The 16,282-nt window shown below is 71.8% G+C and carries 15 protein-coding genes; 4 read left to right on the top strand and 11 right to left on the bottom strand.

Features of this window, described 5'->3' with window-relative positions; genetic code table 11:
* Positions 1 to 143 precede the first annotated feature (143 nt).
* Both AMETH_RS05405 and AMETH_RS05400 read right to left on the bottom strand, forming a co-directional pair.
* Positions 144 to 1,214, bottom strand: coding sequence for an ABC transporter ATP-binding protein (locus AMETH_RS05405; RefSeq protein ID WP_017987038.1), 1,071 nt, complete (start codon positions 1,212 to 1,214; stop codon positions 144 to 146).
* A gap of 5 nt (positions 1,215 to 1,219) precedes the next feature.
* A complete protein-coding gene (locus AMETH_RS05400) occupies positions 1,220 to 2,641 on the bottom strand; it encodes a gamma-aminobutyraldehyde dehydrogenase (protein WP_017987037.1) in 1,422 nt (473 codons plus the stop codon).
* A 132-nt stretch (positions 2,642 to 2,773) separates the two neighbouring features.
* On the opposite strand from AMETH_RS05400, the gene AMETH_RS05395 reads away from it, so the two are divergent.
* Together AMETH_RS05395 and AMETH_RS05390 are read left to right on the top strand one after the other, a co-directional pair.
* Positions 2,774 to 3,517, top strand: a complete 744-nt coding sequence (locus tag AMETH_RS05395) for a FadR/GntR family transcriptional regulator (RefSeq protein ID WP_026153831.1) — start codon at positions 2,774 to 2,776, stop codon at positions 3,515 to 3,517.
* Positions 3,518 to 3,551: 34 nt separating this feature from the next.
* Positions 3,552 to 4,280: a cache domain-containing protein gene (locus AMETH_RS05390; protein WP_017987035.1), complete on the top strand. Its 729-nt coding sequence runs from the start codon at positions 3,552 to 3,554 to the stop codon at positions 4,278 to 4,280.
* Here AMETH_RS05390 and AMETH_RS05385 read toward each other — a convergent pair.
* From AMETH_RS05385 to AMETH_RS05375, 3 genes are read right to left on the bottom strand one after another with little or no spacing between them, the layout of a single operon-like run.
* Complete coding sequence (locus AMETH_RS05385; protein WP_017987034.1) at positions 4,267 to 5,037, bottom strand: helical backbone metal receptor; 771 nt, start codon at positions 5,035 to 5,037, stop codon at positions 4,267 to 4,269. The genes AMETH_RS05390 and AMETH_RS05385 overlap by 14 nt on opposite strands.
* Positions 5,034 to 5,408, bottom strand: coding sequence for a DUF4326 domain-containing protein (locus AMETH_RS05380; protein ID WP_017987033.1), 375 nt, complete (start codon positions 5,406 to 5,408; stop codon positions 5,034 to 5,036). The genes AMETH_RS05385 and AMETH_RS05380 overlap by 4 nt, the downstream gene beginning before the upstream one ends.
* Entirely contained in the window at positions 5,405 to 6,808 is a 1,404-nt protein-coding gene (locus AMETH_RS05375) for an RNB domain-containing ribonuclease (RefSeq protein ID WP_017987032.1), read from the bottom strand. The genes AMETH_RS05380 and AMETH_RS05375 overlap by 4 nt, the downstream gene beginning before the upstream one ends.
* Positions 6,809 to 6,933: 125 nt before the next feature.
* On the opposite strand from AMETH_RS05375, the gene AMETH_RS05370 reads away from it, so the two are divergent.
* Both AMETH_RS05370 and AMETH_RS05365 read left to right on the top strand, forming a co-directional pair.
* Complete coding sequence (locus AMETH_RS05370; protein WP_026153830.1) at positions 6,934 to 7,896, top strand: ATP-binding protein; 963 nt, start codon at positions 6,934 to 6,936, stop codon at positions 7,894 to 7,896.
* A gap of 21 nt (positions 7,897 to 7,917) precedes the next feature.
* Positions 7,918 to 8,310 carry an SCO5389 family protein gene (locus tag AMETH_RS05365; protein WP_017987030.1) on the top strand — a complete coding sequence of 131 codons (393 nt, stop codon included), beginning with the start codon at positions 7,918 to 7,920 and terminating at the stop codon, positions 8,308 to 8,310.
* A gap of 50 nt (positions 8,311 to 8,360) precedes the next feature.
* Here the strand turns inward: AMETH_RS05365 and AMETH_RS05360 are convergent, their stop codons facing one another.
* Genes AMETH_RS05360 through AMETH_RS05335 form a run of 6 tightly spaced genes read right to left on the bottom strand, consistent with a single transcriptional unit; the run spans position 8,361 to position 16,272 of the window.
* A complete protein-coding gene (locus AMETH_RS05360) occupies positions 8,361 to 8,558 on the bottom strand; it encodes a hypothetical protein (RefSeq protein WP_017987029.1) in 198 nt (65 codons plus the stop codon).
* A 50-nt stretch (positions 8,559 to 8,608) separates the two neighbouring features.
* On the bottom strand, positions 8,609 to 9,691 hold the full coding sequence (locus AMETH_RS05355; protein ID WP_017987028.1) for a hypothetical protein: 1,083 nt from the start codon (positions 9,689 to 9,691) through the stop codon (positions 8,609 to 8,611).
* Positions 9,692 to 9,704: 13 nt separating this feature from the next.
* The gene (locus tag AMETH_RS05350) at positions 9,705 to 10,703 is read right to left on the bottom strand and encodes a C40 family peptidase (RefSeq protein ID WP_017987027.1); all 999 of its coding nucleotides are present in this window, start codon (positions 10,701 to 10,703) and stop codon (positions 9,705 to 9,707) included.
* 3 nt (positions 10,704 to 10,706) lie between these two features.
* Positions 10,707 to 11,303: a hypothetical protein gene (locus AMETH_RS05345; protein ID WP_017987026.1), complete on the bottom strand. Its 597-nt coding sequence runs from the start codon at positions 11,301 to 11,303 to the stop codon at positions 10,707 to 10,709.
* Between the two features lie 5 nt (positions 11,304 to 11,308).
* Positions 11,309 to 13,369: a hypothetical protein gene (locus AMETH_RS05340; RefSeq protein WP_017987025.1), complete on the bottom strand. Its 2,061-nt coding sequence runs from the start codon at positions 13,367 to 13,369 to the stop codon at positions 11,309 to 11,311.
* Positions 13,366 to 16,272 (bottom strand): ATP-binding protein, encoded by a 2,907-nt coding sequence (locus AMETH_RS05335; RefSeq protein WP_017987024.1) that lies wholly within the window; start codon positions 16,270 to 16,272, stop codon positions 13,366 to 13,368. Before AMETH_RS05335 ends, AMETH_RS05340 begins: the two co-directional genes overlap by 4 nt.
* Positions 16,273 to 16,282 lie beyond the last annotated feature (10 nt).

Genomic DNA, 16,282 nt, shown 5'->3' with positions numbered 1-16,282 from the left:
CGCGGGTTTCGAGTCGGATCTGCCGCGCGAAGCGCGTCCGTTGAGGGTGGTGGTGGGTGACGGGCGGGGATTCATGAGGAGGCGATCCCACAGCGAGAGGCCGTCTGAGGTTCCGCTACCCGCACCGCCACGCAGGCCCCTGCTCATGTGTCTTTGATGCGGAAGTTGTGCTCTTGCCGCCAACACAGGCGGACTCGGTTGTCGGCAAGTTCGAGGGGTGCGCCGGCGTTCTGCCGGACCACCGAGAGCTGCCCGCCGACGTCGAGCGCCACCACGTAGCGGACGGTGGCGCCGGCGTAGGAGGTGCTGGTCACCGTGCCCGTCGCGGAGATTTCGCCGACGGCGGCCGGTTGCGACAGGTCGGCGTCGATGCGGATCTTCTCCGGCCGGATGCTGAACACGCCACGTGTGCCGAGGACCGCCTCGGCACTGTCGCCGGAGAGCAGGTTCGACGTGCCGACGAACCCGGCGACGAACGCGGTGGCCGGCTCCTCGTACACCTCGCTCGGGGTGCCGACCTGTTCGATCCCGCCGGTGTTGAACACGGCGATCCGGTCACTCATCGTCAGCGCTTCGTCCTGGTCGTGCGTCACGAAGATGAACGTGATGCCGACGTCGCGCTGGATCTGCTTCAGCTCGGTCTGCATGGCGTGCCGCAGTTTCAGGTCCAGCGCGCCGAGGGGTTCGTCGAGCAGCAGCACCTTGGGGCGATTGACGAGCGCGCGGGCCAGCGCGACGCGTTGCCGCTGACCGCCGGAGAGCTGCGTGGGTTTGCGGCCCTCGAACCCTTCCAAGTGGACGGTCCGCAGCGCCTCGCGGGCTCGTTCGCGGCGCTGCGCGCGGGGCACCTTCTTGACCCGCAACCCGTACTCGACGTTCTCCTGCACCGTCATGTGCGGGAACAGCGCGTAGTCCTGGAACACGGTGTTGACGTCCCGCTCGAACGGCGCCAGCCGGGTGACGTCGCGGCCGGCCAGTTCGACCGTCCCGGACGTGGGCAGCTCGAACCCGGCGATCATGCGCAACACGGTCGTCTTGCCCGAGCCGGACGGGCCGAGCATCGAGAAGAACTCGCCCTGCGCGATGTCCAGGTCGACGCCCTCGACGGCGACCACGGAGCCGAACTCCTTGCGCAGTCCACGCAGCCGGATCGCGCTCGTGGTCTCCGCCGGGGCGGTCTTTTCGGCCAGTGCGGGAGCTTGGTTGGGCGACATATCGATCACCAGGCCGTCATGACGTGCTTGACGCGCGTGTAGTCCTCGAGTCCGTACAGCGAGAGGTCCTTGCCGTAGCCGGACTTCTTGAACCCGCCATGTGGCATCTCGGCCACGAGCGGGATGTGCGTGTTGATCCACACGCAGCCGAAGTCGAGCTTCGCGGACAGGCGCATCGCGCGGCGGTGGTCGGCGGTCCAGATCGACGAGGCGAGCCCGTACTCGACGCCGTTGGCGGCGGCCAGCGCGTCGTCGTCGCCGCTGAACCGCTGCACCGTGATGACCGGGCCGAACACCTCGTTCTGCGAGATCTCGTCGTCCTGCCGGACGCCGGAGACCACGGTGGGTTCGAAGAAGAAACCCTCGTCGCGGGCGCGCTTGCCGCCGGTGTGGACGGTCGCGTGCGCGGGCAGCCGCTCGATGAACCCGGCGACCTTCGCGAGGTGCGCAGAGCTGTTGAGCGGCCCGTAGAGCACGTCCGGGTCGTCCGGCAGACCGGTTTTCGTCGCCTCCGCGTGCCGGGTCAGGGCGGCCACGAACTCGTCGTGCACGTCATCGTGGACCAGCACGCGGGTGGCGGCCGTACAGTCCTGGCCCGCGTTGAAGAAGCCGGCGCCCGCGATGGTTTCGGCCGCGTTGTCGATGTCGGCGTCCGGGAAGACGATCACCGGCGCCTTGCCGCCCAGTTCCAGGTGCACGCGCTTGAGATCGGCGGCCGCCGAACCGGCGACCTCGATGCCTGCCCGGACCGAGCCGGTGATCGACACCATCGCCGGGATGTCGTGCTCCACCAGCGCCCGGCCGGTCGCCCGGTCCCCGCACACCACGTTGAGCACGCCCGGCGGCAGGAACTCCGCCGCGATCTCGGCGAGGAGCACAGTGGACGCCGGGGTCGTGTCGGACGGCTTGAGCACCACCGTGTTCCCGGCGGCCAGCGCGGGCGCGATCTTCCAGATCGCCATCAGCAGCGGGTAGTTCCACGGCGTGACCTGCGCGCACACGCCGATCGGCTCGCGCCGGACGTACGACGTGTGCCCGGTCAGGTACTCCCCCGCGGCACGGCCTTCGAGCGCGCGGGCGACGCCAGCGAAGAACCGCAGCTGGTCGGTGATCATCGGGATCTCCTCGGCCGTGGTCACGGCCAGCGGCTTGCCGGTGTTCGCCGACTCGACGCGGACGATCTCCTCGGCATGGCTCTCGACCGCGTCGGCGATCTTCAGCAACGCGAGCTGGCGATCGCCGGGCGTGGTCTCGCGCCACTGCTCGAAGGCCCGGGCCGCCGCGCGCAGGGCGCGGTCCACGTCCTGCGCGCCGCCGACCGGCGCGGTGCAGTACGGCCGTCCGGTGACCGGATCGATGATCTCGGCGACGGCGCCGTCCGCGGAATCCGCGGGTTCGCCGTCGATGAAGTGCTTCAGCTGGTGCACGGGCAGGCTCCTGGCTCAGCGGGGACGGTGCGGGTCGGTACCCCGATGGCCGGAAAACATATAAGACCATATTTCATAGGACAAGTCTTTGAGGCAGGATTGTTCGCGGCGGTACCCGAAAGAAGGAGCCCGATGCGAAGGCCGTTGACGTCCCCCAGCGCGCGATCAGTCCTGTTCGCGCCCCTGGACCAGACCGGGCGGGCCAAGCTCGTCGCCCGGCGGCTGGTGGACGCGATCACGCTGGGTGTCCTCGCCGACCAGGAGCAACTGCCGAGCGAGGCCGAGCTCGCCGAGCAGTTCGGGGTGTCGACCGTGACCGTGCGGGAGGCGCTGGTGGCCCTGCGGCAGCAGGGTCTGGTGCAGACGAAGAGAGGCCGCGGCGGCGGCAGCTTCGTCTGCGCGCCGCCGGAGGAGAACGACGAGACGTGGCGGGCGCGCCTGCGCGAGGTCTCGCTCAGCGAGCTGCGGGACATCGGCGACGACTACGTGGCGATCGCGGGCGCCGCGGCCCGGCTGGCGGCCGAGCGCAGCTCCACCGAGGACATCGCCCGCCTCCAGCTCGCCGCGGAGGACATGGACGGCGCGGCCGGCACCGCCGCCGCCCGCGCCGAGCGGCAGTTCCACCTGGAGGTCGCCGCCGCGTCCCAGTCCCCGCGCCTCACGCACCAGGAGATCCGGTTGCAGAGCGAACAAGGCGCGCTGCTGTGGCTGCCGCTCGGACACCACGATCCGGTGACAGCGTGCACCGAGCACCGGGCGATCGCCGCGGCGATCGCCCAGGCCGACGGCGAACTCGCCCGCAAGCTGACCGAGCAGCACATCCTGGACACCATCGACCGATTGGGTGAGGTGCATCTTGACCTACTCGGGTCCTAAGCTTCGACACCTCGACTACACCAGGGGCGGCATCGTGAACGACACGCTGGCCGGCGAAGACATCGCCGAAGAGGTGTCCGGCATCGTCGAGGGCGTCTTCGGGCGGCTGGCGCCCGCCGTCGCCGCGGCCACCGCGATCCTCGGCAGACCGGGCCCGGTCCGCGCCGCCGACCTGGACGCGCTGCGCCCCGACGTGCTCGCGGCGCTGGGGGAACGGGTGGTCGGCGCCGGTTTCATCGCCGCCCCGGACGCGCTCGCCGACCAGCGCTTCGGGTTCGAATGGTGGACCTGCACGCCGGGCGGGCCGCCCGCGCAGCTGTTCATCAGCCTCGACCCGGCCAGCGACCACTTCCTGGACTACACGCGGCAGTCGTGGTTCACCGTGCCGCGGGATTCCGGTCGCCGCCACATCACCGGGCCGTACGTCGACTACCTGTGCACCGACGAGTACACGCTGACCTTCACCGTCCCGGTGCTGCGCGACGGCGCGTTCGCCGGGGTCGTCGGCGCGGACGTGTTCGTGCACGAGTTCGAGCGGCTGCTGCTGCCGAAGCTGCGGCGCGTCGACGGACGGGCGGCGGTGATCAACGCGCAGGGCCGCGTGATCGCCGCCAACACCGCCCGTCAGGCGACCGGTTCGCTGGTGCGGGATCCGGACATCGCGTCCTGGTGGAACGGCGGCGCGCAGCCGGTGCGCGACGCGGACACGGTGCTGCTCCGCTGCGGTGACGCGCCGATCGCGCTGCTGGTCACCAGGCGCTGAACGCCACCGACAGCTCGCGATGGGCGTCCACGAGGGACGGTCCGTACCAGGTCAGGTAACGACCGGAGACCAGCACGTACGGCACGTCCGGGAACGCCTCGGGGCCGTCGATGTCGGTGAACAGGTACGGCTCGTCCGGCAGCACCAGCAGGTCCGCGCCGTCGGCGAACCGCGCCCGCAGCTCGTCGATCTTCGGGCGCGGGTACCGGTCTTCGTGGTCGGCGTAGACGTTGGCGACGCCGAGGCGGTGCAGCACGTCGCCGCCGAACGTGTCCCGGCCGAGCACGATCCACGGCTTGCGCCACACCGGGATCACGGCCCGCACGCGCTCGGGCGCCGCCTCCCGCCACAGCTCCTCGGCGGTCACCAGCCAGTCCGGTTCGGACACTTCGAACGCCTGGGTCAGCAGGCGGCGCAGCGACGCCAGCGCGTGCGGAACGGTCGCCGGCGCCTCCATCACCCACACCGGAACCCCGTTGGCACGCAGGCGTTCCACGTCCTCAGGGCGGTTCTCCTCGGAGTTGGCGAGCACCAGGTCCGGGCGCAGCGCGAGGACGTCGTCGACCTTCGGGTACTTCGAGCCGCCCACCCGGGAGACCTGGAGGCTGTCCGGATGGGTGCAGTAGTCGGTGGCGCCGGCGATGCGGCCCGGCACGGTCGCCTCGACCGCTTCCGTCAGCGCCGGGACCAGCGAGACCACGCGCTGGGGCGTGCCACGCAGCGGCACGTCCTCCCCGAGGTCGTCGAACAGCGTCATCGGTCTCCTTCGAGGTGTTCCAGCAGGACGTCGCCGTGGCAGGGTTCCGGCGCGCACCAGCAGCCCAACACCCGGCCGGACAGTTCGTCCAGCCGGGCCAGCAGGTCCGGTCGCCCGTCCAGGTACTCGCGGTAGTGGCGAACCATGGCGGCGCGGTCGGTCTTGCCCTCCTTGACGAACGGGTTCGCGAAGTCGGACTCCGGCCAGGAGTGCCGGTTGCCCCTGTGCCCGATGTAGGTGATCAGGTCGTGCTCCACCAGCCACGGTACGAGGTGCTTGTGCGGGCCCGATTTCCGCACGTTGACGACCACCGCGTGGCCGTCGCGCACGCGGCGCGCCAGGTCGCGTTCCTCGTCGGTCCAGTCGCTCATGCCCGCTCGAACGACACCTTCCGCTTGTCGACGTCCACGGCGGTGAGCCGGACGCTGATGCGGCGGCCCTCCGGCAGGTTCTCCCCCGCACACCGCGCCATCACCGGCGGATCGGCCAGCAGGATCTCCGCGCGGTTCTCCTCCGCCCGCAGGACGACCGCCTCGAAGGCCTCGCCGACGCGGTCGGCCAGCATCCACGCCTCGACCTGGTCCAGACAGGCCTTCTCCACCCGCGCGGCGAGCAGGTCCGACGCGCTCATCAGGCCGGGCAGCTCGGTCAGCGCGCTGCGGGTCCACGCGGGAACCGGATCGCCGGCACTGACAGCCAGGCAGACCTCGGTGGCGAACCGGTCCGCCAGCCGCCGGATGGGGGCGGTGACGTGCGCGTACGGGGCGCCGATGCCGGCGTGCGTGACGACCTCGGGCAGTTCGCCGTCGAAGGTGGTGTATCCGGCGCCGCGCAGCAGGCGGGTGGTGTCGGTGTAGAAGGCCATCGACTCCGGCTGGGCCGGATCGAGCCCGGCGAGGAGCTCGGCCACGCTCGTCCCGCCGGGCCAGCCGATGCCCAGCGCGGGGGCCGCGCCGCGCAGCCAGTTGAGGGTTTCGGCGTCCGGCTCGGGCAGGGTGCGCAGCAGGCCGATCTTCGCGTCGATCATCATCCGCGCCGCGGCCATCCCGGTGAGCAGGGAGATCTCGGCGTTCCAGGCCTCGAGTCTCGTGCGCGGCCGCATACCGAGCACCCAGTCGCCACCGTTCGCGCCGATGATCCGGTCGGGCAGCTGCGGTTCGACCGCGCCGCGGCGCACCGCCAGTTCGCGGCGGAGCGTGCCCAGCTCGGGCAGGGCGGCGATCGACGGGTGCGGCGCGGCCGGGTCCTCGGTCGCGTAGTCGAGTTGTTCGGTGGAGCGGACGAGCGCGCGGCGCACGGTGGCGCGCGCGAGTTCGCCGTCGCGGTCGAGGTCGAGGGTCCACAGCACGGCGGGCCGGACCTCGCGCGGCAGCAGGCTCGCCGCGCCCTCGGACAGCACCGGCGGGTGCAGCGGCACGGTGCCGTCGGGCAGGTAGAGGGTCTGGCCGCGGCGACGGGCCTCACGGTCGATCGGGCCGCCCGGCGCGACGAACGCGGCGAGGTCGGCGATCGCGTAGTGCACGCGGAAGCCGCCGGCACGCCGCTCGATGAGGATGGCCTGGTCGAGGTCCTTCGCGCCGGGCGGATCGAGCGTGACCAGGGGCAGTTCGGTCGCGTCGGCGCGGTCGGCGGTCAGTCCGGACGGGTCCATCACGACGCCCTCGGCCTCGGCCAGTACGGCCGGGTCGAAGTCCTCCGGCAGCTCGAACTCGGCGCGCAGCCGGGCGAACCCGCCGTCCGCCGAGTTCGTGCTGGTCACGAGGTGGGGCACACCTAGACCCTAACCCGGTATGGCCGTTCCGGTCGCCCGTTCGGGGTTGAGCCGGACGGGTGTATCTTGCCCGCACACCGTCGAAAAGCGATATCGTTTTCATCTATATGAAGGGTGCGCGCACTGTGAAAGTCGCCTTTGTCGGCAAGGGCGGAAGCGGGAAGACGACGCTGACCTCCCTGTTCGCTGCTTATCTCACCGGTTCCGGCCACCCCGTCCTGGCCATCGACGCCGACATCAACCAGCACCTCGCCGTCGCGCTGGGTGCCTCCGCGGAGGAGGCGGCCGCGCTGCCGACGCTCGGCGAGCACCTCCCCCTGATCAAGGACTGGCTGCGCGGCGACAACCCGCGGATCACGAGCGCCGAGGCGATGATCAAGACGACGCCGCCGGGGCGCGGTTCGCGGCTGGTGCGGCCGTTCGAGGACAACCCGGTCTTCGCGGCGTGCTTCCGCGACGTCGCCGGGGTGCGGCTGGGCGTGACCGGACAGTTCACCGAGGACGACCTGGGGGTGGCCTGCTACCACTCGAAGGTCGGCGCGGCGGAGCTGCTGCTGAACCACCTGGTCGACGACACGGGCGAGTACGTGGTGATGGACATGACCGCCGGGGCCGACGCGTTCGCCTCCGGCCTGTTCACCCGCTTCGACGTGACGTTCCTGGTGTGCGAGCCGACGCTGCGCAGCGTCGGCGTGTACCGGCAGTACGCCGAGTACGCGCGTGACTTCGGCGTGCGGCTCGCGGTGGTCGGGAACAAGGTCACCGACGACGAGGACGTCGAGTTCCTGCGCGACCAGCTGGGTTCGGACCTGCTGTGCTGGCTGTCCGGATCGTCGCACGTGCGCGCCGCCGAGCGCGGCCGGGCGCGGCCGATCACCGCGCTTGAGCCGCACAACCTGGACGCCCTCGCCACCATCCAGTCCACTGTGGATGCCACACCGCGGGACTGGGCGAAGTTCCACCGCCAGGCCGTCGAGTTCCACCTGCGCAACGCCCGGTCGTGGGGCAACGAGCGCGCGGGAGTGGACCTGGCCGAGCAGGTGGACCCCGAGTTCGTGCCCGGCCCGCCAGCGCTGGCCGGGGCGTAGGAAGAAATCGAAAGGAGCACGATGTCCCTCGATGTACCCGCCGACCTGCTCGCCCGCGCCGAATCCGGTGAGGTGAGCGACGCCGAGTTCGTCGCCTGCGTGCGCGACTCGCTGCCCTACGCGTGGCAGGTGATCAGCGAAGTGGCCGCGGACCTCGAGGGCGGCGCCGCCGACTTCGCCGACCACGCGACCCCGCCGCCGAGCGAGAAGGAGCGGGGCCAGCTGCTGCGGGCGCTGGCTTCGGACGCGATCCGCGGTGGGCTGGAGCGGCACTTCGGCATGAAGCTGGCGTTCCAGAACTGCCACCGCGTCGCGGCCTTCCGCCCGGCCGCCGTGGACAGCGACGCGTACCGGGAGTTCATCTCGCCGGCCGGCCAGCTGCGCAACCAGAGCCCCGCACTGCGCGACTGCTGAGGTTTTTCGAGAAGGGCCCCGGACCGGCTGCGGTCCGGGGCCCTGTCACGTCAGCGCCACTTGGCGTCTTCCTCGTCGGCCTTCTTGGTGCGCTCACGGGCGATCTCGAGCGCACGCTTGGCCGTGGCCTCGTCGGGGTAGGGGCCGAGGAGGTCGATGGACCGCGACCGCTCGAGGTGCTCGACCTCGCCGGTGCGGGTGTTGTAGTACCAGCCCTGGTCCGGGTTCGGGTCCTTGCTCTTCGCCATGCACCGAGCTTCGCACCCAGCGGCGGACGGCGCCAGCGGCACCGCGCCGGTCAGGGGCGGTATCGGTACGGCAGCTCCGTCGGCTGACCGGTCGGGCCGAACTCGTGCTCCGGGTTGTCCGGCTCGAACCAGTCGCGGTTCACCTGGGGTGTGCCCTGCGGCGGCGTCGGCTCCGGGTCGGTGGCCCTGGTGAGCGGGATGCCGGCCGCGGGGGTCGGCTGGGGCTGCGGGGGCAGCGGCTCGGTGAACCGGGGCGGCTCCTCCTGGGGCTCCAACGTGCGCCAGGCCTTCGGGTCCGTCACGCGCTGCTCGGGTGGCGTGCCCTGGCCCGGCATCGCGCCTCCCGCCGGCGCCGCGGCCGGGCCGGCATCGGGGGCGGCGGGGCCGAGCGGACCCGGCATCGCAGCTCCCGAAGGCACAGCGCCCGGACCGGCGTCGGGCGCAGCCGGGCCGGGCGTGCCCGGCACCGCGCCTCCCGCCGGCGCGGCGGCCGGACCGGCCTCGGGTGGTGTGCGTGGCGCGGCGAGCTTCTTCGGCGGCTCCGGCAGCGGCGGCACCTCGGGTGACGGCGTGGTCGGCGTGGTCCGCCACACCGGCGCCGGCGGGATGATCATCGGCGCGGCGCGGGGGGCCTCCGGGTCCGGGGCGGGCGCCGCGGCCTCGCGGCGGGCCTGCCCGCGCGGCGGGATCGGGTCGAGGCAGGGCACCAGGACCGTCGTGTTCTCCGGCTCCTCCACCTTCCGCCCGCTGCGCTCGCGGTAGACCATGTCGCCGTCGGCGTCGATCTCGACCAGGTACCCGACCTCGGCGAGCTGCTCCTCGTCCAGGTCGACGAGCTTCTCGTAGCGCGACGGCACGGTGCGGTAGACCGGCCACGACAGCGACCGGTGCGTCTGGTGGAACTGCGACAGCAACCCGGCCATCTGCTGCTGCCACGGCAGCGACATCGACTCCGCCAGCGAACGCGGCAGCACGACGTAACCCTCGTCCACCCCCGGCAACCCCTGCGACAGGTAGTCCGCCAGGGGCGTGCTCGACGCCGGCGGACCCGGCCGCGGCGGGGGCGGCGGGGCGCCGAACAGGTCGTTGAGTTGCGCCGGCTTCTTGTTGCGCTTACCGAACTTCTTCGCCACGGGGCACCACCTTCTACACGCCGGGCCGGACTGCCTGCGGCACAAGCTCGTCTTCGTTCCAGGAAACCTTCCGGGTGTGCACCGGCACGCCGGTCTGCTGGGCCTCCACGATCTTCCCGTCGCCAAGGTACATCGCGACGTGGTGGATGGTCGCCGGGTTCGACGGGTCGTACGCCCAGAAGAGCAGGTCACCGGGCTGGGCGTCACGCACGGGAAGCATCGCGCCGTTCTTGTACTGGTCCCGCGACACCCGGCTGAGCGTGATGCCCGCCGCCTCGTAGGCCCGCAGCATCAAGCCGGAGCAGTCGTAGGAGTTCGGCCCCGTCGCGCCCCACACGTACGGCTTGCCCTGCTCCCCCAGCGCGAACTGGATCGCGGCGGCCGCGGCGTTGTTCGGCGGCAGCACCAGGCCCGCGCTCTGCCCGCAGCCGACCATGTCCGCGACCTGGCCCAGGTTCTCGACCAGGTGGGCCGCCATCTGCTCCCACTTGTGGTAGCGCTCGGGGAACGCGGACCGCTCGACGTCCTGCGCCGACGCGCCGGGACGCTGCTTGTCCCAGTCCGGCACGGTGAGCAGGACGTTGTAGAACTTGTTGATCTGGTACGGGATGTCCTGCAGCTGCGCGACCGTGCCCCAGCCCATCGACGGGCGCATCTGGAAGATGCCCAGCGAGTCGCGGTCGCCGTAGTTCAGGTTCCGCATGCCGGACTCGGTCATGCCGGCCTGGATCGCGATCTGCCACGCGCGCGGCGACAGGCCGCGCTGCTTGCCGATCTCGATGATCTGGCTGATGATGTAGCGCTGCTCGTCGTTGAGCTTCCCGGCCTGCGCGGCACCTTGGTCGGTGCCCGGCACGCTCGGGCCGATCGCCGCGTCGCAGCTGACGTTGGTGTAGGCGGCCTGCATCTGGGCCTGCTGCTGGTCGCTGACGACCTTCGTCACGACACCGACGGTCGCGACCCCGGCGAAGAGGACGGCGACGAGAACGCCGACGAGGACACCCAGCCGCATGGATCAGCTCGCCTGGTCGTAGCCGGTGACGAGCCAGCCGGACGGGGTCTTCGCGACAGTGATCGACAGCTTCGGGCCGTCCGTCGGGACGAGCACCTCGACGGAACTGGTGTAGGACTTCGTGACGGTGGGTTCGCCGGTGACCCGGGTGGCCGGGATGTTCGCCGGGTCCACAGTGGACATCTCCGGCAGGTACTCCTCCGTCGTGAGTGGACGGAGGCCCTCCAGCCACTGCGCGGTGGTCATGCCTGCCGGGTGGGTGGCCCACGCGGTGGCCCACTGCTTCGCGGTCTGCAGGGCCGCCGGATCCGGCACGGCGGAGGTCGGCTGCAGCAGGGGCGCGGTGAGCCGGGTCGACATCGGGGCCGGCGAGGAGCCCGCGCTGGTCGGGCTGCTGCTCGCGCCGGGGTCCTGGATGCGGACCGGTTCCGGCCCCGAGCGGTTGGGGTTGCCGAGGAGCTGCGGCACGACGATGCCGATGGCCACGATCAACGCGATCACCGCGACGGCGGTGCCGACGAGGTGGGCGGGCGAGCGCAGGGGGAAACCCCAGATGCGGCGGTAGACGGCGGCGCGGCCGCGGTTGGTGCGGATCGGCATCTACATCACCGCACGATCCGGTCGGTGTCACGGGAGTCGTCGCGCACCTCGAGCCCGCGCGAGGGCCGGTACAGCACGTGGACCGGCTTGCCGCCGACGAGTTCCTGCCCGGCGCGGCGCGGTTCCGGCCGCTGGGCGGGGGTGGCGCTCATGCCCGGCCGCGAGATGCGCGACGGGACGACGACGGGGTCGGGTTCGTCCCAGCCGCGGTCGTAGACGGGCGAGGTGTCGACGCGGCGGCTGGGCCGCTGCGCGACGGGCGGCATCCAGCCGTCCGCGCGGCGGGTGGTGCCGGGCGGGGCGGAGTAGACGAACGCGTCCGGGTCCGCGCCCTCCGGTGCGTAGCCGGCGTACGCGGGCTGGTGGCCGCCGCCGGCGGGCAGGCCCGGCCTGGCGTGCCCGGGCAACGCCGGCCCGCCACCAGGCCAGGGCGCACCGGACCAGGCGGCGGCGGGACGGGCGGCCATGGCGCCGGCGCCGTCGAGACGCTGGGCCGTGGCGAAGACGGTCGCCTCGGGACGCCCGCGGCCCGCCGAGCCGGTCGGGCTGGCGACCTCGCTCTCCTCGCCCTCGCGGACGCTCTCCCAGAACTCGTCCTGCGGCGTCGGCCCCTGCTTCTTGCGGAAGCGGCTGAACAGGCCACCACTGGGGGCCGGAATGGAGGACCCCACCATGCCGACGGACATTTCGACCATCTGCCACAGACGGCGAACGGGCCTGCCGACGAGGAACAGCAGGACGGTCACGAGGCCCGCCATGACCATCTGGGTGAGGATCGACAGCGAGTTCCCCGCGGCGAAGATCGCCTGCAGGAGAAGGGCGTGCACGCCGGCGAGCACGGAGAGGACGAGCAGGTTGAAGCCGACCGCCCCGAGCAACCGCGCCACGCGACGCAGGATGTCGTGATGGACCAGGGCCACCAGGCCGATCAACGGCGCCGTCAGGACGAACAGCCGGATCAGCACCTGAGCCAGCAACACCGAAGCCTTGGCCAGCAGCTGGAACAACGCGTAGACCAGGCTCTGGCCGAGCGCGAGGAACCCGGACCCCGTCCGGCTGCCGCCCTCACCCGTGAAGTACTGGGTCGCGGGCCCCAGCTGTGTGGAGATGTTCTTGTACGCGGCCTTCTTCGCGTCCACCACGCCCTGGTTGGCGTCGTCGCCGTTGCGGATCTGCGTCCACGTGAAGGCCTGCGCGTCGAGGAGCGGGCGCCCGAACTGCTGGGCCTGCGGCGCGTCCGGCGCGCCGAACTCGCCACGCAGCCAATTGTTGTAGATGACCTGGTTGTACAGGTCCGTCGGCAGCACTTCGCGGACGATCCGGTCACCCGAGTTGTCGACGAACCCGGCCTGGATGTTGGTGCTGGTCTGCACGATGGCCCGGTCGATCGGGTCGAAGTACTGCAACATCGCCATCGACGACGCCGCCAGCCACACGGCACCGAGGGCGTAGAGCCCGCGTTTGCTCACCGTCGACAGGTCGCCGCGCCAGATGTTGCGGAACATCATGATGGCGAGCACCAGGGCGAACAAGCCGAAGAGTTGCGCGTAGACGTTGTTGTAGACCTTCTCCGCGCCCGACTTCACGGCGTTGTAGATCGGGTTGAGTAGCCCGCCCTCCATCACCGTGTAGTGCAGGGAGTTCGTCGCACCCACGATGTTCTTGCCGATGTTGAAGAGCTGGTTTCCTGCCCAGGTGTCGATGGTCGTGTTCGGGCTCGTGATGCCGGACAGCGGGCCGCAGTCGGTCTGGTAGACGTACCAGACCGTCCCGGCGTAGCTGTAGTCCAGGTAGGCACTGCCGTTCTCACCGTGCCGGGCGGGTGGGTCGAGAGCACCCACCAGGCCGGAACCGGGCCGCTCGGGACTGGGTGCGTCACCACACGCCGCCGCTGTGGCGGATGGCGCCATCACCGTCGTCTGGAAGCCCATCAGCAGTGCGACCGCCACGACGGCCGCCCACCGGGACGGTCTCTTCCGCCGGCTGCCCCGGTCCTTCAAGCCCCTCCGCAGCGCGTGCCAGCCACCGGCCATCGCCAGCACGCTCAGGATCGTCACGAGCGTCATGCGGCGTCCCAGCCGCCGCGCTTGCCCGCACCGGCTCGTTCGCCCTCGGCGGCGCCCGCCGCGGGACCGCCGGAGCCCGGCACGTCCTCGGCGAGGATCTGCTCCTCCGTGAGCCCCAGATCGCGCTCGGCGGCAAGCTCCAGGTCCGGCTCAAGCTCGTCGTCCGGTGGCGGGGCCGCCACGTGCTGCTGCTCGCGCGGCGCCTCCGCGTCCCGGGCGTGCGTGTCCGCGGGCAGGGCGTCCTTCGAACCCGGCGTCGTGTCCAGCGACGCGCGCAGGTGGGCCAGGTGCGGCCCGGAGAAGTCCACCCGGATCCGCTCCACCCCGCCGGCGCCGTCGCCGAAGATGAACTGCCTCGGCTCGCGATCGCGCTCCAGGCCGCGCTGCGCACCGGGCCGCCTGCCCAGCGACGCGACCACTTGCTCGTACCCGACCCCGACCGGCACCTTCAGCAACCGCAGCGCGTCGGCCTGCGCCTCGTCGTCGTCGAGGCGCCCGACGAACACCGAGTCCAGCAGCGCGACGAAGCCCTGGATCTTCAGGAAGTCCGCCGGGATCTGCGACGACAGCAGCACCCGGACGTTCCACTTCCGCGAGTCACGCGCGAACCGGTTCATCAGCACCCGCCCCGTCGGCACCTCGGACAGGAAGAACGCCTCGTCGATCCACACACCCTTGCGCAGGTCCTTCGGCTTCTCGTACACCGACCGCTGCGTCAGCCACGCCGCCAGGTTCAGCATCTCGACACCCAACGCCTCGGCGTCGGTCCAGTGCTCGCGGCCGACACCGTCCTTCGGCAGCGTCAGCCCGGCCATCGTCAGCACCGTCAGCCGGTCGTCCCGCGTCTCCGAGTACGGGTCGGCGTCGCTCTCCGGGATCAGCAGCGACATGCGCTCGCGCATCTCGTCCAGGAAGTCCGCCACCACCACCGCGTGCTCGTGATGCTCGCTGGAGTCCCGGCGCAGCGCATCGATCACCTGGCCGGGGTCGGCGTCATACCGGCCGCCGACGGCCCGCACCGCCCGGAGCAGCACGATCCGGCTCTGCGGCATCCGCGCGACCTCGTACGGCAGCACGCCGGTGAGCACGTCCAGCACGAGCCGCCGCCGGGTCGCGCCGGCCAGCGCACGCTCCCGCCGCCACGCCCGCTCCGGGTCCTCCTCGTCCATGAAGTGCTCGAGCAGCGGCTCGGCCACCACGCGGTACGGGTTCAGGATGCCGGGTTGTGCATTCAGCAAGTTGATGGGCCGCGCGTACGGCCGGATCTCCGGCAGGTCGCACAACCGGGCCAGCGGGCCGGACGGGTCCAGCAGCGTCCAGTGCGCCCCGGCCCGCAGCGTCTTGTAGACGATGCCGCCGCCGAGGAACGACTTGCCGCCACCGAGACCGGCGACCATCGCGGTCAGACCGGACCCGTCCCGGATCTCCTGCGCCATCCACGGGTCCCAGGCCACCGGGCGCCGGGTGGCGGTGACCGTCTCGCCGAGCAGGATGCCCCGCCGGTCGCCGACCTCGGCCGTGGCCGTCGGCACCGCCGCCGCGGCCCACACGACCGAACCGCGGCGCATGTACGCCGACGAGGACAGCGGCTCGCCCGGGATGAACTCCCGCGCCAGCGCGTACTGCGCCTCCGGGTGCTCGATCGCGATCTTCGGCTTGTACAGGTCGAGCAGCTGCTGGGCCAGCCGCAGCGCCTCGCGCTCGCTGTCGCCGGAGACCGCCAGCCGCCACCACGACCGCACGCGCGTGGCCAGCGCCGTGAAGCCGGACGTCATCTCGTCGTCGATCTCCAGCACGCGGGTCGCCTGCCGCGCCAGCGACTGCGGCGGCTCCAGCTCGTGCTCGTCGGTGTAGTGCTTGACCTGCGAGCGCACCTTGTTCATCTGCCGCTGCAGCTCGCCGGCCACCTCCTCGGGGCGGCGCACGTAGATGCGGGCCGACCACTCCACCGAGGCGGGCAGCCGGTCGGCGTGCTGCACCCACGGGTCGTCGACCTCGGGGATCTGCAGACCGTGCATCTGCCCGACGGTCAGCACCGCGAGGTGCCGCTGCACCCCGGCGTTCGACCCGGTGCGGCCGCGCACGGTGAGCGTCGGGGCGTACGGCTCGGCGTGGAAGTCCGCCGCGTCGGTGAAGCTGGCCAGGTCCTCCGGCTCCCACGCCGCGCCGGGCACGGCGGGCAGGTGCCGCGGCGCGGGCAGGCCGAGCGAGCACGAGCGGTGCATCAGCCAGGACATCTCCTCGGCGTGCACCGGGCGGCCCTCCAGGCCGGACGATCCGATCACCTGGTCCAGGTGCTCGACCTCGGAGTCCAGCGCCGCCAGCTCGGCGTCGACGGCCTCGGGCAGGATGCGGCGGAGCAGCGGGGCGGCGCGCTCGACCGCGCGGTCGACGACCCGCCGGGTCTGCACCTGCACCCCGATGTAGACCTCTTTCTCCGCCATCGACCGGCCGAGCAGCTGCTGCTGCTCGCCGATCAGGTAGTCGTCGAACGACAGCGCGCCCGGCACGTCCGGCGGGCGGCGGATGGCGTTGTGGACGTGCGCCTCGGCCCACATCCGGATCGGGTACGGGCGGGTGGTGACGCGCAGGTGCAGCCAGCGGCCCTGCAACTCGGCGTACTGGCCGGCGATCGCGGCGATCAGGTCGCGCCGCTGCGAGTCCGACCGGAACGACCACCGCTGCGGCGCCAGCCGGTACCAGGCGTAGACCTCGTTCTCGGTGCGCACCAGGTGCCCGTCGATGGTTCGCAGGGAGATCGACGGGGTATAGGTGGGAATCGCCTGCTCACCGGGGAGCCGGCGGCCCTGCTTGGCGGGGGCGCGACCCGGCTGCGGCGGCCACTGCGCAGCCCCGCTCGGGTCGGACTTCCCGGCCTTCCGGCGTCCGCCGCTTCCGAACAACCTCTACCTC

The sequence above is a fragment of the Amycolatopsis methanolica 239 genome, assembly GCF_000739085.1.
Classification (GTDB): Bacteria; Actinomycetota; Actinomycetes; order Mycobacteriales; family Pseudonocardiaceae; genus Amycolatopsis_E; species Amycolatopsis_E methanolica.
The sequence above is the reverse complement of the archived record's forward strand: the minus strand, read 5'-3'. Positions and strand labels throughout refer to the sequence as shown.

Bases quoted from the DNA above. Each gene is read 5' to 3' on its own strand.
- AMETH_RS05350 (WP_017987027.1), bottom strand. From the start codon at position 10,703: ATGCGGCTGGGTGTCCTCGTCGGCGTTCTCGTCGCCGTCCTCTTCGCC.
- AMETH_RS05365 (WP_017987030.1), top strand. From the start codon at position 7,918: ATGTCCCTCGATGTACCCGCCGACCTGCTCGCCCGCGCCGAATCCGGT.
- AMETH_RS05395 (WP_026153831.1), top strand. From the start codon at position 2,774: ATGCGAAGGCCGTTGACGTCCCCCAGCGCGCGATCAGTCCTGTTCGCG.
- AMETH_RS05360 (WP_017987029.1), bottom strand. From the start codon at position 8,558: ATGGCGAAGAGCAAGGACCCGAACCCGGACCAGGGCTGGTACTACAAC.
- AMETH_RS05345 (WP_017987026.1), bottom strand. From the start codon at position 11,303: ATGCCGATCCGCACCAACCGCGGCCGCGCCGCCGTCTACCGCCGCATC.
- AMETH_RS05405 (WP_017987038.1), bottom strand. From the start codon at position 1,214: ATGTCGCCCAACCAAGCTCCCGCACTGGCCGAAAAGACCGCCCCGGCG.
- AMETH_RS05380 (WP_017987033.1), bottom strand. From the start codon at position 5,408: ATGAGCGACTGGACCGACGAGGAACGCGACCTGGCGCGCCGCGTGCGC.
- AMETH_RS05385 (WP_017987034.1), bottom strand. From the start codon at position 5,037: ATGACGCTGTTCGACGACCTCGGGGAGGACGTGCCGCTGCGTGGCACG.
- AMETH_RS05340 (WP_017987025.1), bottom strand. From the start codon at position 13,369: ATGACGCTCGTGACGATCCTGAGCGTGCTGGCGATGGCCGGTGGCTGG.